Genomic DNA, 19,841 nt, shown 5'->3' on the forward strand with positions numbered 1-19,841 from the left:
GATTGGTCGTGAGCGCTGATGCCACAGAATGAGCGGATCAGCCTCGCGCAGTTTGCGAGGCTTCCCGTAGTTGTTGCTGCGACTTCAGTCGCCGGTGGGGGGCCAGGCCGCGAACTTTCTATTCAGGCCGGCCACACCGAAATCAGCGTCTACACGAGAGGTTGCAGGCCGAAGGATCTATCGGCGCCGCAGCACGTGATTTGGCTGGATGCACTGATACTTATGCCGGATTGGTATGATCCCTGTCCCCTGCCTACCGCTCCCCGTCCGCCAGCCCGGGCGAGCGGCTGGGCCCGTACAGTCGGCGATACACCTCGGCGTTGCGGATCACCACCTTCACGTACTCGCGCGTCTCGGCGAAGGGGATCTTCTCGCGGAAGGCGTCCACGTCGCGGCCGTAGCCCAGCTCGCTCTTCCACCGGTCGGCGCGGCCGGGGCCCGCGTTGTACGCCGCCAGCGCCAGGTCGCGCGCGCCGCGGTAGCGCCGCAGCTGGTCGCGCAGGTAGCGCGCGCCCATCCGCAGGTTGATCTCGGGGACGGCCAGGAGCGAGGGATCGTAGCTCTTCACTCCCGCCGCCGGCGCCAGCCACGCCCCGGTGGACGGCATGATCTGCGACAATCCCGTCGCGCCCACCCACGAGCGCGCCTCGTGGTTGAACGACGATTCCTGCCGCACCAGCCCCGCCAGCAGCCAGGGATCGATGTCCGAGCGCTCCGCCTCGTCCGCCAGGATCTCGCGGTAGGGGAAGGGGAAGACCACGCGCAGCAGCCGAAGGTCCCACGCGCCGCCGCGCATCTCCAGCAGCCGCCGGCCGATGCGGATGGCGTCGACCGTGTGCCCCGCGTCGCGCACCCCCTCCGCGAGGAGAAGGAGAGCATACGGGCGATCGGCGAAGCGGCGCGTCTGCGAATCCATCTCCGCCTTCCACGCCTCCTCCGCGCCCGCGGCCTCCAGCGCGGCCAGGCGCCGGACGACGCCCGCCACCTCGCCGTCGTCGCCCACCGTCACCGCCCAGGCGGCCGGGCGCGCGGCGACGTCCGCCAAGGGGTCCGCGCCCAGCCGGTCGGCCGCGCGGATGGCGTAGTAGTCCACCGGGTCGGCGGCGATGGCGGCGGCGTACATCGCCCGGGCGCGGTCGGCGCGGCCCGCGCGCTCGTGCAGCACGCCGGCCATGTACGCGGCCCGCGCCGTCTCCTCGCCGCGCGGCCAGCGGGCGGCGTAGTCCTCCCACGCCTTCGCGGCGCAGGCGTCGTCGCCCGCCTTCAGGCAGCGGTCGCCCACGCGGTACTGCGCCTCGCGGGCGAAGGGGGATTGAGATGCGGCGGCGCGGCGGTAGCCGGCGATCGCGGCGTCGCGGTCGGACGCGGCGTCGCCCAGCAGGAACCACGCGGATCCCGCGGCCGCCGTCCCCGCGCGGCGCTCGATGAGGCGGCGCAGCGCGGCCACGCCGTCGTCCTCCTCCCCGCGGCGGACGAGCGCGCGGGCGGAGATCAGCTCCGCCTCGGCGGCGCCCTCGCCGTCCAGCTTCTCCGCCGCCTTCAGCGCCCACTCCCGCGCCGGCGCGTAGTCGGCCGCGTCGAACAGCAGGCGGGAGATGCGGAGCAGCGTGGCCCCGTCCGCCGCCGCGCCGCGGGAAAGGGCGACGCGCAGCGCCTTCGCCGCGAGCCCCGGCTTCCCCGCCGATTCGTACGCCGCCGCGCGCGCCACCTGCTCCTCGGCGGAGAGGCCGCCGGGAAGGTCGGCCAGCACTCCCGCCGCGGAGACGCGCACCGCCGGCTCCACCCGCGCGTCCGCCGCCGCCGCGCGCAGCTCGCCGCGCACCTCCGCCGCGCGCTTCTCCCCGGCCAGGATGCGGGCGCGCTGCACCTGCAGCTCGGCGGCGAGCGACGGATCGTCGTCCGCGATGGCCTCCGCCTCGCGCGCCAGCAGCGCGGATGCGCCCGCCCGGTCGCCACGCGCGGAGCGCGAGCGCGCCTCGGCCCGCGCCGCCCACGCCCGCGCCGCGGCCGAGCCGGACGCCGGCGCGGCCACGCCCTCGCCCGCGTCCTCCAGCGCATCGGCGCGGAGCGCGGCCAACCAGTCCGCCACCTCCGGCAGCTCGCCGCCCGCCTTCGCGAACGCCTCCGCCGCCTCGCGGTCGTGGCCGGCCGCGCGCAGCACGCGCCCCAGCCGCGCGTACGCCATCCCCCGGTCGGAGCCGGCGGCGGCGCGCGCGTAGCCGCGGTAGGCGCGGGCGGCGGCGTCCCAGTCGCGCGCGGCCTCTTCCGCGCGGCCCAGCAGCATCAGCCCGGCGCCGCCGTCCTCGCGCGCCAGCCAGTCGCGGCCCTCCAGCAGCCGGCGCACGTGGCTCCAGCCGTCCCACCCCGCCGCGGCGCGCGCGGCCAGCAGGGCCACGGAGGGCGGCAGCTCGTCCGCGTCGTCGCCCGCGAAGTCGCGGATGGCGTTCCACGCGGCCCACGGGCGGCCGTCGTCCAGCCGCGCCTGGGCGGTGCGCGCGGCCACCAGCATCCCCGCGTGCGTCACCGCGCGGAAGGGGTCCAGATCCACCTTCGGCGCCAGCTGCGACATGCGCGGAAAGTCGCGCACGGCATGCGCGGAGCCGCCGAAGACCAGGCCGGCGAGCACGCCCGCGATCCCGGCGCAATGGACGATGTTCAGGGTGTGCTTCATGGGTCCCGCGGTCCTTCGTTGTGCTGCGATCCTGCGTATCCAGGTCCGGCGCACGGGCACGATCCGTTCCCGAACCCGTTGCACGCGAACGGGTTGGGCGATCAGGGCCGATGTGCTGGGGATGAGCAGGGTTCAACCCTCCCCGCCGCCGGATGTTCCCCGCCCCGTTCTCCGTGCGAACCGCCCCGGATCGTGCGGGATGCGATTGCAAGCCGTTGGGAAACAAGGACCTTGTCGCTGGTGGGAGTTCGTGCGGCGGCGGACCGGTCCGCCGCCGCGACCCGGACGAGCGGGCCGATCCGCTTCGCCCTCCGGTTTCCGCGGTGATGCAGACGGTGTAACGCCGCGGTGCATCGAAGCGGCGGATGCGATCTGCCAACTGCCGCCAGGTCGTTGATTTCAGACAACTTGCGATCCGGGCGCGACCGGCGCGGGTGATGCGCTTCCGGGCGGCGGGATGACGGGATCCGGAGAATGGGAGACGAAATGCCGCGGAGGGAAAGATGAACCTGGTCGTCATGCTCGAGGCGAATCCGGACTGGATCATGCTCACCAACGCCATCACCATCAAGATCAGGCACCAGGCGCCCTCGATCCTGATGCTGGCCAACCCGGCCGTCGACCTCGCCGCCGCCGGGCTCACGCAGAACGACACCCTGTTCCTGATCGGGCATGCCGGGCCGGACCAGGCGGGCGACTACACCCCCGAGACCCTCGCGGCCACGCTGCGCGCCCGCAATCTCCCCGGGGACCATCGCTTCATCGTGCTCCCGTCCTCGTGCGAGATCGCGCAGGAGGCGCCGCGCGGGACGTTCATCGCCCGTCTGGTGCTGGCGCTGAGCAAGCTGGAGTACAACCAGGTTTCGGTGACCGGCGCCGTGGGCCTGGCCATCTCCGGCTGGGGGGTGGACCAGGTGGTCGATCCCGCCCAGCGTGCCGCGTACATCGTCGCCGAGGACCGGAGCATCGCCGACAACCAGCCGTTCATCGACGCTGCGGCGGTGCTCGCCAGGGGAATCGACGCGGACTCGAGCTCGGCGACGATCGTGGCGGCGGCGACGGCCATCGCCATGCGGGTGGACTACTTCTACGAGAACCTGGCACTCAGGGCGCACCGGCACCTGCTCCCGCCCGGCACCGGCACCGGCACGCGCACGGCGGCGATGGCGTCGTTCCGCCTGAACCTCTCGGCCGACGCGAACGTAGAGGTTCGCGGCGCAGCAGCCGGGCCCGTGGCCAGGGACGCGCGCCACCGGGCATCGCTGAACCGCAGCCCGCAGGAGGTGCGCGTGCGCCTGCGCGCCAGCGGCCGGGTGGTGCCCGCCACGTACTGGGCATGGGAGCGCGGGGCCGTGCTGCGGATCGAGGCGCCCGGCGACATCTCCACCGCGCCGGCCGTGCTGGGAGGCCCGTGCGCCTCCGTCCGTTTCAGCAACCCCGACTTCGAGCTGGACGTGGCGAGCATCACCCCGGCGTGAGCGTCCTTCGTCCGGACACGCCGGGCATCCGCGGCCGTCTGGCCGGCACGTCGGCGGCGCCAGGCGTGCCGTCGGGCGCCTCGGGCGATCCCCCGCGAAACATCCCGAAGCCGATCGGCCCAGGAGCATCCAACCTGCGGAGCGGATGGGAGATGGGTGCGCTTCGGCGGGTTGACACGACAACCCCGCTTTTATAACTTTGGGGCCGCTCCGGAAACGGGGCGCATTTGTTTGCCCGTGTAGCTCAGTCGGTTAGAGCACCTGACTGTTAATCAGGGGGTCGTAGGTTCGAGTCCTACCGCGGGCGCTGAGATAAGGGAAGGCCCGGCAACGGTTTACGTTGCCGGGCCTTTTCGCGCTTGCACCACAGGAAGAGGTAACGGTGTAACCAGAACCGGTTTGGAGCATGGCCGGATCCGCCGGTCCGGGGGAACGCCGGGCCGCCGGCGGCGTAAACCCTAGGTGCGTCCCGCGCTCTCGCGTGGACGGGCAACTTCAACCCCAGGAGCCAGTTGCGGATTGGATCGCCGGAGATGACCGACACCGCGCGCCTGGCGGCCTGTTCGCGACATCGGCGGACACCCCGGGTCCCGAGCTCCCCGGTGCTCCCCGCGTGCATCGCGCCGCGATGAGGGAGATCGGAATGCGGCGCCTGCTTCGGGCGGCGCTGGCCCTGCTCCTGGCCGCGCCCGCGCTTCATCATCCCCACTCCGCCGCCGCCGCGCAGCACGCCGGCGTCCGGCCGCGCGACGAGGTGTATGCGGCCGCCGCGTCGCACCGCGGCACGTTGGCCCAGGCGCCCGTGCCGAAGCGCGGCGCACAGCCCGCCTCCGGGCCGGACCTCCATCCCCCCGCCTTCATCCCCGCCTCCGCCACGCTGCTCCCCCGGGCCGAAGCGGGCGGGACGCATCTCCGTCCATCTCGCATCCCGGTGCCGCGCAGCGCGAAGCGGCCCGCCTACTACGCCACGGCCCCTCCCCGCTGAAGCGTTGATTGAACCTCCCACCCGCCGGCCGGCGGGTGGACAACGACTTCTGCAGGGAGATGAAGAAGATGATGTCGATGCTCGCGGTGGGCGTCTTTCAGGACGCGCCCCCGCTGGAGGTCGCGATCGCGGTGGTGATCGCGGCGATCTTCGCGTGGGCGCTGTGGATCGGCGCCCGCAGCGGGAAGAATCCTCCGCGGGACCCCGACCAGGCCGGCGAGGGCGGCTCGCCACCCGCCTGACGGACTCACATGCGAAGACGCGAAGGCGTGGAGGGGACCCCCTCCACGCCTTCGCGCAAGCTCCGCCCATGCCGTAGAAGTGATTACCCGGCCGACAGGCCGGGCGCCCACGTCGCCAAGCCGAGCTCACACCCGGGCGGCATCCTGAGCCATCCACGCGGCCGGCGGCACCAGCAACAGGGGGCAAGGCGTCTCACGCGCGATGGCCGCCGACACGCTGCCCAGACCCGATGACGGCGGGGCCGCGCCACGGGTTCCGACCGCCAGCAGATCGGCGGAGTCCGAGGCGGCAAGCCGCAGGATCTCCCCGGCCGGATCCGAGCCGGGACCCAGCCGCTCGTGGATTTCCACGAAGGAGGCATCCCGGGCGCGCGCGCGAGCCCGCTCGACCTCCTCGCGCACCCGCCGCACGGTGTCCTCGCCGGGGTCCGGGGTGACGTGCAGCGCGGTGAGCCGCGCCTTCCCACCCCGCGGGCGCAACGCCGACGCCCACGACAGGGCGACCGACAGCACCCCGCTGGCCGCCTCCGACAGATCGATGGCGGCGATGACCCGCTCCAGGGGCAGGAGCAGTTCCGTGGCCGTGACGAGGCACGGACACGGGGCCGTGCGAACGATGCTCGCCGCGGTGCTCCCCAGCTCTCCCGTCTGCCCGGTGCCGCGCCGGTGAGGCCCGAGAATCACCACGTCCGCACCGACACGGGCAGCCTGCTCCACGATTGCCTCCGCTGGGACGCCGCCGACGACCCGGGCGCTCTCGAGTCCGGGGGCATCCGGCGCGATTTCCCTGAACAGCTCCCTCAGCCTGGACTCGCCACCCGGGACCGGCGCATCCGCGACGTGCACCAGGTGGAGGCTGGCCCCGGCGAGCGTCGCCAGGCGGGCAGCGGTCCGGAGCGCGAACGGGGAAGCCTCGTCGAGGTCCGTGGCGACCAGTACCGATTTCAGCGTCAGAAGCCGCATTGGATCTCCAACGGGAATGCCGCGGTGGCTCAACGGGGGTGGCGCGTCGTTCCGGCAGGTTCCGGGCCCGTCCGTACGCGCACCAGGCAGCGCGGCCACGGTGCGCCCGGACCGTGGCTCATGGGGTCTCGGATCGTCTCGCGCGGCCCTGGGGCCGTATCCAATACCAGATCCGGCGGAAGAATCGGTGCACCTCGCCGAATCACGTGCTGCGGAGATGCGTAGACGATAGTTACAGTTTGGCCGGCCTCAGGATGACGTCGGGTTGATGCGGCGAGGGATGCACGAACTGGATTCCCGGATTCGGCAGGAGAACAGGGGGTTACGCGGATTGCCGGCTGTGGAGGGCCTGGAGGAGCCGGTCTTTCATCGAGGCGGGCATCGGCTCGCGGGGGAGTGCACCGAGCCGGTGGATGGTCTGGCGGATTTCCTGGAGGTAGCGGGTGCAGTTCGCGCATTCCGCGAGGTGCTGTTCGAAGGGCTCCTTCGCACCGGGCGGAAGCGCCTCGTCCAGGTACTCGGTAACGCGCTGCATCACGTCGTCGCAAGCCAGCCGGGTGTCCATGGGCATCATTCTCAAGGATTTACGAGATACGGCGCCAGCGCGTCGCGGACCCTGACCCGCGCCCGGTGGAGCAGCACCCGCTGATTGGACTCGGAGATCTCCAGCATGTTACACACCTCGCCCGGGGTCCACCCTTCCACGTCCCGGAGGACGATCACTTCGCGCTGCTTCGCCGGCAGTGCCCCGATCGCCGCCTCGATGTGCTCCCGCAGCTCATCCGACAGCAGCCAGTCCTCGGGGTTCCTGGCCATGGACGCGGAGCCGGAGAACAGCGGCTCCGCGTCCGGCGGGCAGCCGTCCAGGGGATCGGCCGGGTATGGGGTGCCGCCTCCATCCGCGTCCTCCTGTCCCCGGCCCAGGCTGGACAGCGGGACGAGCCGCGCATCCCGCGTGGCCGAGGTCTTCGCCCGGTTGATCAGGATGCGGAAGATCCACGTCTTCAGCGACGAGCGGCTGCCGAAGCGGTCGATCCCGCCCAGGACCGCCAGCCACGTCTCCTGCACCACCTCCTCCGCCCGCGCACGGCTCCCCACGTAGATCGTCGCGGTCCGCAGCATCGGCGCGTAGTAGCGGTCGAGCACCAGCTCGAACGCGGCCTCGTCGCGCTCGCGAAGCGCCTGCACGAGGAGCTGCTCCTCGCGCGCCGCCTGGAACGACAGGTCCCGGGACGGCGCCCGGGGCGCGGGTGCTTCGTCGGGAACCGGTGCCGAAACCGGGCTCTGCCGAGCCATCACGTGGGGTTCCTCCAGGCGCCTGCGCGCCGGTTGCGTGGATCTCGCCGCCTGCGTGGAGTGCCCCGGGTCCTACCCCCGGCGCACCGGAAGGCTCCCCCTCGCGGGGCTGTAACGGACCGGCCGGCGGCGAGACTGCATGGCGAAAGCAGGGGTGGACCCTGCTGCCGCCCCCGTCGGCCGCCGGCGCTCTGCGCGGACGCCGGTGCCGGGTCGATGACGACCCCGGCGCCGCGGCTTCGCGCATCCATGCGCCGGGGCGCGGAGGCGGCGCGACCCGCTCTCGAAAGGCTCATGCGCTCGATCCTCGCCGTCTCGGACCTGACTCCCGCCTCGGACCGGGCCCTGTCTGCCGCCGCCGTGCTCGCCATCCGCAGCGGTGCCGGGCTCCACGTCGTCCACCCCATGGAGATCGTGGGGATGACGCTGCGGGACGCTCTCCAGGCGGACGTGGGCAGGCGGATCGAGGACGCGAAGTCCGCGCTCGCGCGGCAGGTCCGGCGCGTCGTCCCCGCCGGGCTGGCGCCCGCGAGCTGCGCGCTCGGTTTCAACCAGGCCGGGGATACGGTGCGGGTGCGTGCGCGCGAGGTCGGAGCGGACCTGGTCGTGCTCGGGGCGGGAGATCCGGACACGCCGGGAGGGGTCCGGCACCTCCGCGCGCTCCACGACGCCGCCGGGGCGGCCGCCGCGCCCTGCCTTCTCGTCCGCAACCCGCTCAATCGCCCCTTCATCCGCGTGCTGCTGCCGCTCTCCGCCGCCGAGGTCGGGCAGGGCGTGCTCGCCCACGCGTGCGACTGGCTGAGCTCGCTCGACCCGCCGACCCCCACGGAGCTGCGGGTCCTCCACGTAACGAGCGGACCGCGCGAATGGCGGGAGCTTGCCCCCGAGCTCGATCGCGAGCTCCGCCGGGCGGGCGGCCAGCGCCCGTGGCGGGCCCGGCTGCGGATCCGCCGCAGCATTCGCTGGAACACGGTCCCGCACACGGAGATCCTCCGCGTGGCCGCCGAAGAGACGCCGGATCTCGTGATGCTGGGGCCGGCGGGTGGCGTCGCCAGCTCGGCCGGGTGCCCGGAGGATGCCCGCGCGATCCTCCTCCACCGTCTCCCCTGCTCCGTGCTGGTGCTCCCCGGGACGCTCGCGCCGTGGCCCGACACGGACGGAGCCGGCGCTCCGGCCTCCTCCACGGACCCGGAGATGCCCACGCGGGAGGCGGTGGAGCCCGAGGCGACCATGGAGCTCGCCGCTGCCGGAGACTGATACCGAAGGAGATCGGCAGCGCACGTGCGACTCGCCTATAGATCCTTCGGCCTGCAACCATTCGCGCGAGGGAAATGACAGTGTGGCCGGCCTCAGGATGACGTCCTTTCTATGCGTTTGGGATGCACAGGTGATTGCGGGTATCCGGTATGGCTGCTCCTGCTCGAGGTGAGCCGCGCCGGCCGGATGCAACGTACGGCATCTCCGCGGATGTAACGGATCCGGTTGCCGCGAGACTGCGGGATAGAGCGTCGCCGGTTCCCAGCGCTGGAGCCGGCGGCGTTTCTCCGCCCGCGCCGGAGAGTGGCGGGTGGAACCAGCGGATGAAGGGCAACCGAACCAGGAGGCCGGAGATGATCGCGGACGTGAGGGATCGGCTTGGCAGCGAGCTGGAGCAGCTGTCGCGCCAGCTTACGGACGATATGGAGGCCGAGCTCGGCGGCGCCACCGCCGTGTGCGCCGCCCCGGAGGAGCGGCGGGGGGTGCAGGAAAGGATCCGCCGTCTGGGCCAGCTGGTGGCCGGGCTGGCGGGGCTGGAGTGCGGCGCGCTTCCCATCGACCGGGTGGGCTACGGCTCGTCGGTCGTCCTCCAGAACCTCGATGATCGCCGGCGCGTCTCGTACACGCTGGTCACCGGGGACGTGATCGACCTCGACGAGGACCAGGTGAGCCTCGCCTCGCCCGTCGGCCAGGCGCTCCTGGGCCGCAAGGCCGGCGACCGCGTCTCCGTGCAGACGCCCGCGGGGACGCTGCGCTACCGGATCGTCTCCGTGACGACTCTCCCGCAGATGCTGGGTCTGATCCCGGCGTACGCCTGACGCGCGCGAGGGCTTCCCCGGACCGGGATCGTGGCGGGACGAAGAGGAAGCCGATCCTGCCGGGCCCGGAACGCGGAGAGGCGGATGAACAGCGGGGGCGCCGCCCGGCCCGGGTGGCGCCCCCGCTGTCCTGCTTCGTCCGATGGCGATCAGGCCGCCGGATGCGCGGCGCCGAACAGACACCTCATGCCGTGGCGCGGGCGTCGGGGTTGCGGAACGCCTCCTCTCCCGCGTCCGACACCTCCACCCACTTGGGATCGGGCGCGGCCTCGGCCTCGTAGTTGTCGTGCCAGTTCCACCACTTGTACGTGGGGGTCTGCGGGTAGCCCTCCGGCGAGTCCTCCCAGAGCTCCTGGCGGCCGAGCGGGGTGAGGTCGAGGTAGCTCCAGGTGGTGCCCATCGCCTCGTCGCCGCGGTTGTTGATGAAATAGGTGCGGAAGATCCGGTCGCCGTCGCGGATGAACACGTTGTGGCCGTGCCACTCGTCCACGCCGAAGTCGGCGTCGAAGCTGTCGGTGATGGTGTACCACGGCATCTGCCACCCCATCCGCTCCTTCAGCCGCGCGATGTCCGGCTGCGGCGCGCGCGAGGCGTACGCGAGCGTGGTGTCGCGGGCGTTCAGATGGGCGAGATGCGCGACCTGGTCGGCCCCCAGGGAGCAGCCGCGGCAGGCGTGGTCGGGCCAGCCGAACACCCCGGGCTCGAAGAACGCGCGGTAGACGACCAGCTGGCGGCGGCCCTCGAACAGGTCGAGCAGGCTCGCCGTTCCGCCCGGCCCCTCGAACACGTACTCCTTCTCCACCGCCACCCACGGCATCCGCCGGCGCTCGGCGGCCAGCGCGTCGCGGGCGCGGGTCATGGCCTTCTCCTTCACCAGCAGCTGCTCGCGCGCGGCTTCCCACTCCTGCGGCGAAACGATCGGTGGCGTCTGCATGGCGAGCTCTCCGTCGAGGTGGTTCGCGGGTGATCCGGACATGGTCGTTGCAACCTCCGGTTTGGGCGAGTTGGCGAGCGGCCGCCGCACGCCGGCGGCGAGGGCGGCCCCGCGGCCGCGCATCCGCACGGCGACGGCGGCCAGACCGCCGGTGGAGGTGGCGCCGGCGGCGACCATCGCCAGCGTGGACAGGCATGCGGGGCAGATCATGAATCCTCCAGGCTCTCGGCGATGCGCTTGATGGCCGCGAGCCGCGCATCCCACTCGGCCGCGAGCCGCGAGACCCACCGCGCGGCTTCTTCCAGCCGCCCGGGGCGCACGTGGTAGCGTACCTCGCGGCCGCTGCGCCGCGCGCCTACCAGCCCCGCGCGGCTCAGGACGGACAGGTGCTTGGCGACCGCCGGGCGGCTGACGGGGAGCTGCGCGGCCAGGGTGGTGGCCGTCTCCTCGCCGTGCGCGGCCACCAGGTTCAGCATGCGCCAGCGCGTGGGGTCCGCCATCGCGACGAGGGCGTCGTCCGGCGGAGCCGGCCCGGCGGCGCGGAGGCGCGGGGTCATTCCGCGCCCCTCTCCACGTACTCGCGCAGCTCGTCCAGCTCGGCCGTCCAGCCGTGCTCGTGGCTGCGGACGTACTCGCGCACCCTCGCCTCCGCCATCTCCAGCCCGCGGATCCCGCTCTCCACCATCCGCAGCAGGGTGCCGCCGCCGTCGGGCGCCAGCGTGAACTCCACGAGCGTGTGGTTGCCCGGCTCCGGCTCTTCGTGGCCGCCGCGTATCCAGCGGAACGAGAAGACCGTGGGCGGCTCCACGCGCTCCACGCGGCCGCGCGCGGTGCCGTTCTTCTCCCAGTTGAGGGTGATGGCGCCGCCGGGCCGCAGGTCGATGGTGGCGCCGGCGTCGCCGAACCAGGTGCCCAGGTGCTTCGCCTCCGTCAGCGCGGCCCATACGCGCTCCATCGAGGCGGCGATGCGGATCTCGCGTTCGATCTGGTCGGGAATCATCGCCCTTGCCCGTGAGAGTGAATCGATCACACGTAACTACATAGTTACACCTCGATGCGGATTCGCGCAACCCTCAAGTTACGCGTCGCCATCTTGACCTGCGCGGCGACAACGGCTTCGGGATCATCCACCGGCCGCGAAGAACCTTGTTTCGCCGGTGCGATGACCGGAAGTTTGGTCCACCGTTCGCCCACCATCGCCCCTCATCTCCCCTCCCCTGATGTTGACCGCCCGCTGCCAGTGCGGAGAAGTCTTCCACGGCGAAGAGTCGCACGCGGGACGCCGGCTGCGGTGCCGCTGCGGACGCGTGGTGGAGCTCCCCGTGCGCGTGAAGGCGACGGCCGCGCCGCGCCGCGGGCCGCCCGCGCCGGAGCCTTCCTCACGCTCCCAGCCCGCGGCTCGGCCGCGTCCGGGCCCGCGGCGCGAGGGCGGCGCGCGGGCGAGGCTCGCGTGGTGGCTGGCGCTGGTGTCGTGGGGCTACCTGGCCGCGGCGATCGCCGCCTGCGCGGTGCTGTGGGGGCTGGGGGACCGGTGGGTGCCGGCGACGGCCTTCCTGTTCGCGGGGAAGTGGCCGCTCCTGCTGCCGCTGGCCGTGCTCGTCCCGCTCGCGGCCGGGCTCCGGCGGCGGCTGCTGCTGCCGCTCGGGGCCGCCGCGGGCGTGGTGCTGGTGGGGGTGATGGGGTGGCGGCCGGGCGTGCGGCTCCCGGCGGGCGGCGACGCGCGGATGAGCCTGCGCGTGGTCACCTTCAACGCCGACGGCGGCGACGGGGCCGCGGTGCGCCTGCCGGACCTGCTCGAGACCTGGCACCCCGACGTGGTGGCGTTCCAGGAATGCGTCGGCCCCCTCATCAACGCGATCAACGCGCTCCAGGGCTGGTATCACCAGGAGAAGGACAGCCTCTGCCTGCTCAGCCGCTACCCGATCGTGGCGGCCGCGATGATGGACCGCTCGGCGCTGGAGCACATCGCCGAGACCTCGTCCGTGGGCGGCACGGGGATCGTCATCCGCTACACCCTGCGGACGCCCGCGGGCCCCGTCGACGTCACCAACGTGCACCTGGAGACGCCGCGGAAGGGCTTCGAGGCGCTGGCGGGGCTCGGATGGACGGCCATGCGCACCAACACGGAGCTGCGCGCCATCGAAGCGCACCTCGCCCGCGCGTGGGTGGACCGCGGCACCGCGCCGCGCCTGGTCGTGGGCGACTTCAACACGCCGGTGGAGAGCCGCATCTTCCAGGAGCACTGGGGCGGCCTCACCGACGCGTGGGAGGCGGCCGGGCGCGGGTTCGGATGGACCAAGGACAACGGATGGATCCGGGTGCGCATCGACCACGTGCTGATGGGCCCCGGCTGGCGTGCCCGCCGGATCTCCACCAGCCCGGACAACGCGGGTTCGGACCACCACCCGGTCATCGTCGACCTGCAGTTCCTCGACGGGTCGTAGACGGGATGATCCCGGGTCCGGGGGATTCAGCCCGTGGCTCCCCGCCGCATCGACCCGCCGTCTCCTGAGTCGTCCTCGCGCTAGCCCGTCCAGGGAGGATGAAAGGAGACCCGTTGTGAGCGCCGATGCCGCGGAATGAGCGGATCAGCCTCGCGCAGTTTGCGAGGCTTCCCGTCGTTGTTGCTGCGACTTCAGTCGCCGGTGAGGGGGGCATGGAAGGGCGATCGAAATCACGGCAACAACGGCCCGAAGTCCGCCTTCGCGGACTCCCTACCTTGCCATCTCCGCGCGTATCAAGCGGTCTACGACTTCGAACTCGCCTCCCCGCCTGAACCGAGCGGATCAGCCTCGCGCGGTTTGCGAGGCTTCCCGTCGTTGTTGCTGCGACTTTCAGTCGCCGGTGATCGGCCGCGCCCGGAGCTTTCCACGCGGCGGAGACCCGGCACGGTTGCGCAAGCCGGCCGCGGGACCGAGTATCACGACGGATTCCCCATCACCCTCCCGGGAGGACGTATGAAGACCTATGCAGTGCTCCTCGCCCTGGTCCTGCCGGCCAGCCTTGCCGCCCAGCAGCCGTCCGGAAGTCCGCCGGCGAACCCGATCACCACGGTGTTCCGTGCGCGGACCCTGGGGCTGCAGCGGAACATCGCCCAGGCGTTCGACTCGATCCCGGAGCGGCTGTTCAGCTACAAGCCGACGCCCGTGCAGCTCACCATCGGCTACATCGCCCAGCACCTCGCCAGCGACAACTACCTGTTCTGCAACGCGTTCGGCGACATGAAGGCGCCGGTGGCGGCCGAGGACACCGCGACCGCCGACTCCGTGAAGGCCACCTGGCCCAAGGCCAGGCTGATGGCCAACCTCAACGCGTCGTTCGCGTTCTGCGAGCGCGCGCTCGGGCAGCTGGACGATGCGAAGCTGGCCGACCAGGTGACCCTGTCGTTCCGCGGCCAGTCTCGCCAGGTGCCGCGCGTGAGCATGGTGCTGGGCCACGTGACGGACATGGCGGACCACTACAGCCAGCTCGCCAACTACATGCGCCTGAACGACCTTATCCCCCCGACGGCGCTCCCGCGGCCGGCCCGGACCGGCCAGTAGCGGCGGCGTCCGGGTGCCCTCTCGCACCACCTGCCCCGCGTCGGCGAGGTGGTGGGGAAACGAAGCCCCCGGCAGCGGTTCACGCTGCCGGGGCTTTCGCTTGTCCCCAACCCACTGGATCAGGCCGAAACTTGCAATCCGGGCCGCGCCACCCGCATCGTTCGGCTCCCGGTTGATCTTTGGACAGAGGAAACCCGATGGTGAACCTTCCGCTCACGGATGTCGAAGTGCGTATCCTCGGCGCTCTCCTCGAGAAGGAGGTGACGACGCCGGAGAACTATCCGCTTTCGCTGAACGCGCTCCTGTCGGCGTGCAACCAGACGACCAACCGCGACCCGGTGATGCGGCTGGACGAGGACACCGCCACGCACCACATCATCGCGCTCCGCCGCGGTGGCCTGCTGCACCAGATCCAGCCGGTGGGCTCGCGCGTGACCAAGTTCCAGCACCTGCTGGCGGAAGAGCTGAAGCTCGACGAGCGCCAGCTGGCGGTGCTGGGCGTGCTGATGCTCCGCGGCCCGCAGACACCGGGCGAGCTGCACGCGCGCACCGCGCGGCTGGCGTCGTTCGCCGACATCCCCGACCTGGAATCGGTGCTGGAGTCGCTGATCGCGCGCCAGCCGTTCCCCCTCGTCGCCCGCCTCCCCCGCCGCCCGGGCCAGAAGGAGGTCCGCTACACCCACCTGCTCGCCGGCGAACCCACGCAGGCCGATGCGCCCGAGATGGCGGACGAACCACCCCCCCGCGCTCGCCCTCACCGCGCCGATGTGGACGAGGACCGGGTCGCCGCGCTGGAGCGCACGGTCGAGGCGCTGCAGGCGGAGGTCGCCGCCGTGCGCGCAGAACTCGAGGCGTTCCGCGCGCAGTTTCAGTAGCGGACTGGGATGGACGGCGGCTTCGGCTACGAGCAGGCTCTGCACATCGCTCGGGCTGAGGCGAGCTCACGCCGGCTTCGGGCACGACTCTGGCGCCGCGCGGCACACCACGGGGCAGAGATTGGAATGCGGGTGCATCGCCATCTCCCGATCCCCATCATCTCCATAATCGGAACAACCTCTCGGGCGGGCTGGGACGATGAAGGCAGGCAAGAGCGGGAAGACGGCGGCGGAGGGCGCGCGACAGGCGGAGTTCGTGCGCGTGCGCGGTGCGCGGGAGCACAACCTGAAGAACGTGGACGTCGACATCCCCCGCGACGCGCTGGTGGTGTTCACCGGCGTGTCGGGGTCGGGGAAGTCGTCGCTCGCGTTCGGCACGCTGTACGCCGAGGCGCAGCGGCGCTACCTGGAGTCGGTGGCGCCGTACGCGCGGCGCCTCTTCCACCAGATGGGCATCCCCGACGTCGACGAGATCGACGGAATTCCGCCGGCGGTGGCGCTGCAGCAGCAGCGGGGCACACCCACCACGCGCTCGTCCGTTGGCAGCGTGACCACGCTCAGCAACCTGCTGCGGATGCTGTACTCGCGCGCGGGCGACTATCCGCCCGGCCAGCCGATCATCTACGCCGAAGGCTTCTCCCCCAACACCCCCGAGGGTGCCTGCCCCCGCTGCCACGGGCACGGCCGCATCTACGAGGTCACCGAACGCTCGATGGTGCCCGACGACTCGCTGACCATCCGCGAGCGCGCCATCGCCGCGTGGCCGCAGGCGTGGGGCGGGCAGAACCAGCGCGACATCCTGGTCACCCTGGGCTACGACGTGGACCGCCCCTGGCGCGACCTGCCGCAAAAGGACCGCGACTGGATCCTCTTCACCGACGAGCAGCCCGTCGTACCCGTCTATCCCGGCCTGACGCCCGAGGAAACGCGGCGCGCGCTGAAGCGGAAGGACCCGCCCGACTACATGGGCACCTTCACCAGCGCGCGGCGGCACGTGCTGCACACCTTCGCCAACACGCAGAGCGCGGCCATGCGCCGGCGCGCGCAGCAGTACATGCTGAGCACCGAGTGCCCGGTGTGCCGCGGCAAGCGGCTGCGCCCCGAGTCGCTGTCGGTGAAGTTCGCGGGGATGGACATCACCGAGCTGTCGCGCCTGCCGCTGGCGCGCGTGGCCGCCCTGGCCCGCCCCTACGCGGAGGGAACGCAGACGGGGCGCAAGCGCCGCGACGCGGAGCATCCGGAAAAGGCGATGGTGGCGCACCGCATCTCGCAGGACCTCTGCGCGCGCCTGGAGGTGCTGCTGGACATGGGGCTTGGCTACCTCTCCATCGAGCGCAGCACGCCCACCCTCTCGCCCGGCGAGCTGCAGCGCCTGCGGCTGGCCACGCAGGTGCGCTCCAACCTGTTCGGCGTGGTCTACGTGCTCGACGAGCCCTCCGCCGGCCTGCACCCGGCCGACACCGAGGCGCTGCTGCGCGCGCTGGACGGGCTGCTGGCCGCGGGGAACTCGCTGTTCGTGGTGGAGCACGAGATGGACGTGGTGCGCCACGCCCACTGGATCGTGGACGTGGGCCCCGCCGCGGGCGAACAGGGCGGCCGCGTGCTCTACAGCGGCCCGCCCGCCGGGCTGGCGGACGTGCAGGAGTCGCAGACGCGCCGCCACCTCTTCGGCGAGGAGAAGCCGGCGCCGCGGACGCCGCGCGCGCCAAGGGGATGGCTGGCGCTGGAGTGCGTCACCCGCAACAACCTGCACGAGCTGGACGTGAGGTTTCCGCTCGGCGTGTTCACCACCGTCAGCGGCGTCAGCGGCTCGGGAAAGTCCAGCCTGGTGAGCCAGGTGCTGGTGGAGCTGGTGGCCGCGCACCTGGGTCACGAGCTGCCCACGGCAGCCGATGAGGAGGATGATGCCGATCACCCGTCCGCCATCGCCGTCGGCGGCCGCATCGCGGGCGGGATGGAGGAGATCCACCGCCTGGTGCAGGTGGACCAGAAGGCGATCGGGCGTACGCCGCGCAGCAACCTGGCGACGTACACGGGATTGTTCGACCACGTCCGCCGCCTCTTCGCCGCCACGCCGGACGCGAAGAAGCGGCGTTACGACGCCGGGCGGTTCTCGTTCAACGTGGCGAAGGGGCGCTGCGAGACGTGCGAGGGCGAGGGGTGGGTGATGGTGGAGCTGCTCTTCCTTCCCAGCGTCTACGCGCCCTGCCCCACCTGCCACGGCGCGCGCTACAACGCGAAGACGCTGGAGATCCGCTACCAGGGCCGCAACATCGCCGAGGTGCTGGGGATGACCGTGGACGCCGCGTGGGAGTTCTTCGCCGGCGAAGAAGGCGTGCGCCGCTCGCTGCACGTGCTGCGCGAGGTGGGATTGGGATACCTGCGCCTGGGCCAGCCCGCCACCGAGCTTTCCGGCGGCGAGGCGCAGCGGATCAAGCTGGCCACCGAGCTGCAGCGCCAGCAGCGCGGCCACTCGCTCTACGTGCTGGACGAGCCCACCACCGGCCTGCACCCGTCCGACGTGGAGAAGCTGGTGGCGCAGCTGCACGGGCTGGTGGAGGCCGGCAACACCGTCGTCGTCGTCGAGCACGACATGCACGTGATCGCCGGCAGCGACTGGGTGATCGACATCGGCCCCGGCGCGGGCGAGGAAGGCGGCCGCGTCGTCGCCGCCGGCCCGCCGGCCGCGGTGGCCCGCGCGACGAAGAGCCGCACCGCGCCGTACCTGGCGCGGGAGTTGGGGTGAGGGACGGAGAGGAGAAACCAGTTTGCCTTTCCGGACCAATTCGGTGCAACTGGCTCAGTCCAGATGAAGCATGAAGCGGCATGACTCCAGGCCGGATGGCTGTGGTCTGACACACCCGGCTGGCCGGCCATCTCGCGACGTTCAGGGCGTCGCCGTCTTCGCAACGGCAGGTGCGCCGGGTCCGAATGAGGCATCGGCCTGCAGCCACGGCAGGGTGTGCAGCGGCAGGGAGTTCTGCAGTGCCACGCCGATGTATGTTCCCTGGCTCTCGTTGACGGAAGACTGGACCGTGGGGCGGGAAGCGACGATCGTGGCGTTCGTTGCCGGAAAGTAGTCTGTGGTTCCCGCTGGACGCGTATCAGCGGCGGTGACGGTGACCCCCCAGTTGTCCCATCCGCCGATCGCGAAGAAACTATCCGCCTCCGGGTTGGGTTGCACCCAGGTGGGTTCCGATAGCGTGGGCGAATCGGGAGCCGACAGGTCGAGCGTGCTGTACTGCACCGCGAGTCCAATCCGGTTGCCGTAGCACGACACCATCTGGAAGCCGGTGATTACCGCGTAGCGATTGGGACCAGAGACCAGGGGCGGCTGCGCATACGACGTGTTGAAGTACGCGTAGTTGTCTCCATCGGGCTGCATCACGTACGCGGGGTTGCTCGCCAGGTCCACTCCGCTCACCGGCGGGTTGTCCAGGATGAACCCGACGTTCACCGAATGCGGCGCGCTCCCCATCCAGCTCCCCGGGTTCATTGCCAGGTTGGGGCCGATCGTGACGGGCATGGCCTGCAGGTACAACATCGCCTCGTCCAGCGTCAGCATCTCGTTGAATGCGGGCTCCACCTGCAGGCGAAGCCCTCCAAAGTACGTGCCGGCGGGAGCGATGAGCTGTACGCCGCTCGCATAGAAGGCGGCTGTATACTGGAAGTCCTGGTTCCCGAGAACTGCCGTGGACGTGAACGGTGTCGCGGCGGAACCGTTATCGCACGACGTCATGCAGGCTCCATACTGCACGGCGGGCTCACCGGGGGCGATGGCGCTGGCCAGCGGGCCAGCGAAAGCGTTCCAGACCGTGTTCGCCGTGCTGACGTTGCCGAAAAGCTGCGACACCAGCGGCCGCAGCGAAACGAAGTTGTGCGGGTTGGCGGGATTGTCGGCCTTGTACAGCGCAAGGGCGCTCTCGTGCGCGAATACCATTGAGCCAACCATGCCGTAAACCTGCTGCATGAGCTGAAGCGTGAGGGTGTACTGCGTCTGGCCCACGAAGCCCGGCATTCCGTTCGCGGCGGCGGCCTGGCAGACACGTTGCCAAATGGTCAGGATCGGCGGGTCGGCAGAGGAGCCTCCCGAGAGGAAGAGGTTCCCCAGGATGCTCAACTGTGACGAGAGGATCGTCAGCGCGCCCGATTCCAGGCCGTTACCGACACCCGTTTCGCACCACCGGACAAGGGGCATCTCCACCCCCGCCTGCACAATGCGATGAGTGGGAGTGAGGGTTGCAAGTTGTTCCAACAGTGGCAGAGAGGCGGCTTGAATGCTCTCTAGTTCCAGTATCCTGGCGCTCCACTGCTCTTGGTACGTGCTGTTGTTTACGGCTGTCACGACCTGGGCCATGCCTTGCGAGAAGACGTTGTCCAGCGAGCCGATTGCCGCCACGATCGATGACATGCCATCGTTGCCCGTCAGAATGTCAAAGACTTTCGATGCATCTTCAATGGCTCCCGCGAGGGTGCTGAACGACTTCGCGATCGAGACGATGTTGCTGAAAGCCGGCATTGATATGCCTTTGGGCAGAAGGGGGCGAGAACGGCAAGAGGGAAGCGAACGGGACAGCCCTGGAACCTGGAGCGGCGTAGGATGAATTCGAACGCAGTCCCATGTATTGGCGGCAAAGAGCGTAATCATATGTTTTCTCCCAAGCCATGTCAATTGGCCAGACGGAGCCTCCGGCAGTCGCAGAGTGGGATCCGACAGGGGCGGCATTCTGCATCCGAGGAGATCGGAAGGCTCACCCGGCAAGCACGAGTTCGTGCGGTG

Annotated in this window: 18 protein-coding genes and 1 tRNA gene; 10 read left to right on the top strand and 9 right to left on the bottom strand. The window is 71.2% G+C overall.

Features of this window, described 5'->3' with window-relative positions; all coding sequences use genetic code 11:
• Nucleotides 1-253: 253 nt before the first annotated feature.
• The gene (locus tag VLK66_RS18655; protein ID WP_325310976.1) at nucleotides 254-2,671 is read right to left on the bottom strand and encodes a lytic transglycosylase domain-containing protein; all 2,418 of its coding nucleotides are present in this window, start codon (nucleotides 2,669-2,671) and stop codon (nucleotides 254-256) included.
• Nucleotides 2,672-3,174: 503 nt separating this feature from the next.
• Between VLK66_RS18655 and VLK66_RS18660 the strand changes: the two genes are divergently transcribed.
• The 4 genes from VLK66_RS18660 (at nucleotide 3,175) to VLK66_RS18675 (ending at nucleotide 5,376) form a co-directional block, all read left to right on the top strand.
• Nucleotides 3,175-4,149 (top strand): hypothetical protein, encoded by a 975-nt coding sequence (locus tag VLK66_RS18660; protein ID WP_325310977.1) that lies wholly within the window; start codon nucleotides 3,175-3,177, stop codon nucleotides 4,147-4,149.
• A 233-nt stretch (nucleotides 4,150-4,382) separates the two neighbouring features.
• Nucleotides 4,383-4,456, top strand: a tRNA-Asn gene (locus VLK66_RS18665).
• Between the two features lie 336 nt (nucleotides 4,457-4,792).
• Complete coding sequence (locus VLK66_RS18670) at nucleotides 4,793-5,134, top strand: hypothetical protein (protein ID WP_325310978.1); 342 nt, start codon at nucleotides 4,793-4,795, stop codon at nucleotides 5,132-5,134.
• 8 nt (nucleotides 5,135-5,142) lie between these two features.
• Nucleotides 5,143-5,376 carry a hypothetical protein gene (locus VLK66_RS18675; protein ID WP_325310979.1) on the top strand — a complete coding sequence of 78 codons (234 nt, stop codon included), beginning with the start codon at nucleotides 5,143-5,145 and terminating at the stop codon, nucleotides 5,374-5,376.
• Between the two features lie 126 nt (nucleotides 5,377-5,502).
• Here the strand turns inward: VLK66_RS18675 and VLK66_RS18680 are convergent, their stop codons facing one another.
• The 3 genes from VLK66_RS18680 to VLK66_RS18690 form a co-directional block, all read right to left on the bottom strand.
• Nucleotides 5,503-6,339, bottom strand: coding sequence for a universal stress protein (locus VLK66_RS18680; protein WP_325310980.1), 837 nt, complete (start codon nucleotides 6,337-6,339; stop codon nucleotides 5,503-5,505).
• Between the two features lie 322 nt (nucleotides 6,340-6,661).
• Nucleotides 6,662-6,904 (bottom strand): anti-sigma factor family protein, encoded by a 243-nt coding sequence (locus VLK66_RS18685; protein WP_325310981.1) that lies wholly within the window; start codon nucleotides 6,902-6,904, stop codon nucleotides 6,662-6,664.
• A gap of 11 nt (nucleotides 6,905-6,915) precedes the next feature.
• Nucleotides 6,916-7,635, bottom strand: a complete 720-nt coding sequence (locus VLK66_RS18690) for an RNA polymerase sigma factor (protein ID WP_325310982.1) — start codon at nucleotides 7,633-7,635, stop codon at nucleotides 6,916-6,918.
• 294 nt (nucleotides 7,636-7,929) lie between these two features.
• Between VLK66_RS18690 and VLK66_RS18695 the strand changes: the two genes are divergently transcribed.
• Together VLK66_RS18695 and VLK66_RS18700 are read left to right on the top strand one after the other, a co-directional pair.
• Nucleotides 7,930-8,892, top strand: coding sequence for a universal stress protein (locus VLK66_RS18695; RefSeq protein WP_325310983.1), 963 nt, complete (start codon nucleotides 7,930-7,932; stop codon nucleotides 8,890-8,892).
• A gap of 365 nt (nucleotides 8,893-9,257) precedes the next feature.
• On the top strand, nucleotides 9,258-9,710 hold the full coding sequence (locus VLK66_RS18700; protein ID WP_325310984.1) for a GreA/GreB family elongation factor: 453 nt from the start codon (nucleotides 9,258-9,260) through the stop codon (nucleotides 9,708-9,710).
• A gap of 184 nt (nucleotides 9,711-9,894) precedes the next feature.
• Here VLK66_RS18700 and VLK66_RS18705 read toward each other — a convergent pair whose 3' ends face one another.
• From VLK66_RS18705 to VLK66_RS18720, 4 genes are all read right to left on the bottom strand, one after another.
• On the bottom strand, nucleotides 9,895-10,686 hold the full coding sequence (locus tag VLK66_RS18705; RefSeq protein ID WP_349260519.1) for a DUF899 domain-containing protein: 792 nt from the start codon (nucleotides 10,684-10,686) through the stop codon (nucleotides 9,895-9,897).
• A 164-nt stretch (nucleotides 10,687-10,850) separates the two neighbouring features.
• The gene (locus tag VLK66_RS18710) at nucleotides 10,851-11,201 is read right to left on the bottom strand and encodes a metalloregulator ArsR/SmtB family transcription factor (RefSeq protein WP_325310986.1); all 351 of its coding nucleotides are present in this window, start codon (nucleotides 11,199-11,201) and stop codon (nucleotides 10,851-10,853) included.
• Nucleotides 11,198-11,644, bottom strand: a complete 447-nt coding sequence (locus tag VLK66_RS18715; RefSeq protein ID WP_325310987.1) for an SRPBCC family protein — start codon at nucleotides 11,642-11,644, stop codon at nucleotides 11,198-11,200. The genes VLK66_RS18710 and VLK66_RS18715 overlap by 4 nt, the downstream gene beginning before the upstream one ends.
• Nucleotides 11,645-11,688: 44 nt before the next feature.
• Nucleotides 11,689-11,841, bottom strand: a complete 153-nt coding sequence (locus VLK66_RS18720; RefSeq protein WP_325310988.1) for a hypothetical protein — start codon at nucleotides 11,839-11,841, stop codon at nucleotides 11,689-11,691.
• Between the two features lie 110 nt (nucleotides 11,842-11,951).
• On the opposite strand from VLK66_RS18720, the gene VLK66_RS18725 reads away from it, so the two are divergent.
• The 4 genes from VLK66_RS18725 (at nucleotide 11,952) to VLK66_RS18740 (ending at nucleotide 17,807) form a co-directional block, all read left to right on the top strand.
• On the top strand, nucleotides 11,952-13,088 hold the full coding sequence (locus VLK66_RS18725; protein WP_325310989.1) for an endonuclease/exonuclease/phosphatase family protein: 1,137 nt from the start codon (nucleotides 11,952-11,954) through the stop codon (nucleotides 13,086-13,088).
• 513 nt (nucleotides 13,089-13,601) lie between these two features.
• Nucleotides 13,602-14,186, top strand: coding sequence for a DinB family protein (locus tag VLK66_RS18730; protein WP_325310990.1), 585 nt, complete (start codon nucleotides 13,602-13,604; stop codon nucleotides 14,184-14,186).
• Nucleotides 14,187-14,383: 197 nt separating this feature from the next.
• Nucleotides 14,384-15,061, top strand: coding sequence for a YceH family protein (locus tag VLK66_RS18735; protein ID WP_325310991.1), 678 nt, complete (start codon nucleotides 14,384-14,386; stop codon nucleotides 15,059-15,061).
• A gap of 199 nt (nucleotides 15,062-15,260) precedes the next feature.
• Entirely contained in the window at nucleotides 15,261-17,807 is a 2,547-nt protein-coding gene (locus VLK66_RS18740) for an excinuclease ABC subunit UvrA (RefSeq protein ID WP_325310992.1), read from the top strand.
• Nucleotides 17,808-17,948: 141 nt separating this feature from the next.
• On the opposite strand, the gene VLK66_RS18745 is transcribed toward VLK66_RS18740, so the two are convergent.
• The gene (locus tag VLK66_RS18745; RefSeq protein WP_325310993.1) at nucleotides 17,949-19,580 is read right to left on the bottom strand and encodes a hypothetical protein; all 1,632 of its coding nucleotides are present in this window, start codon (nucleotides 19,578-19,580) and stop codon (nucleotides 17,949-17,951) included.
• Nucleotides 19,581-19,841 lie beyond the last annotated feature (261 nt).

Source organism: Longimicrobium sp. (assembly GCF_035474595.1).
Classification (GTDB): Bacteria; Gemmatimonadota; Gemmatimonadetes; order Longimicrobiales; family Longimicrobiaceae; genus Longimicrobium.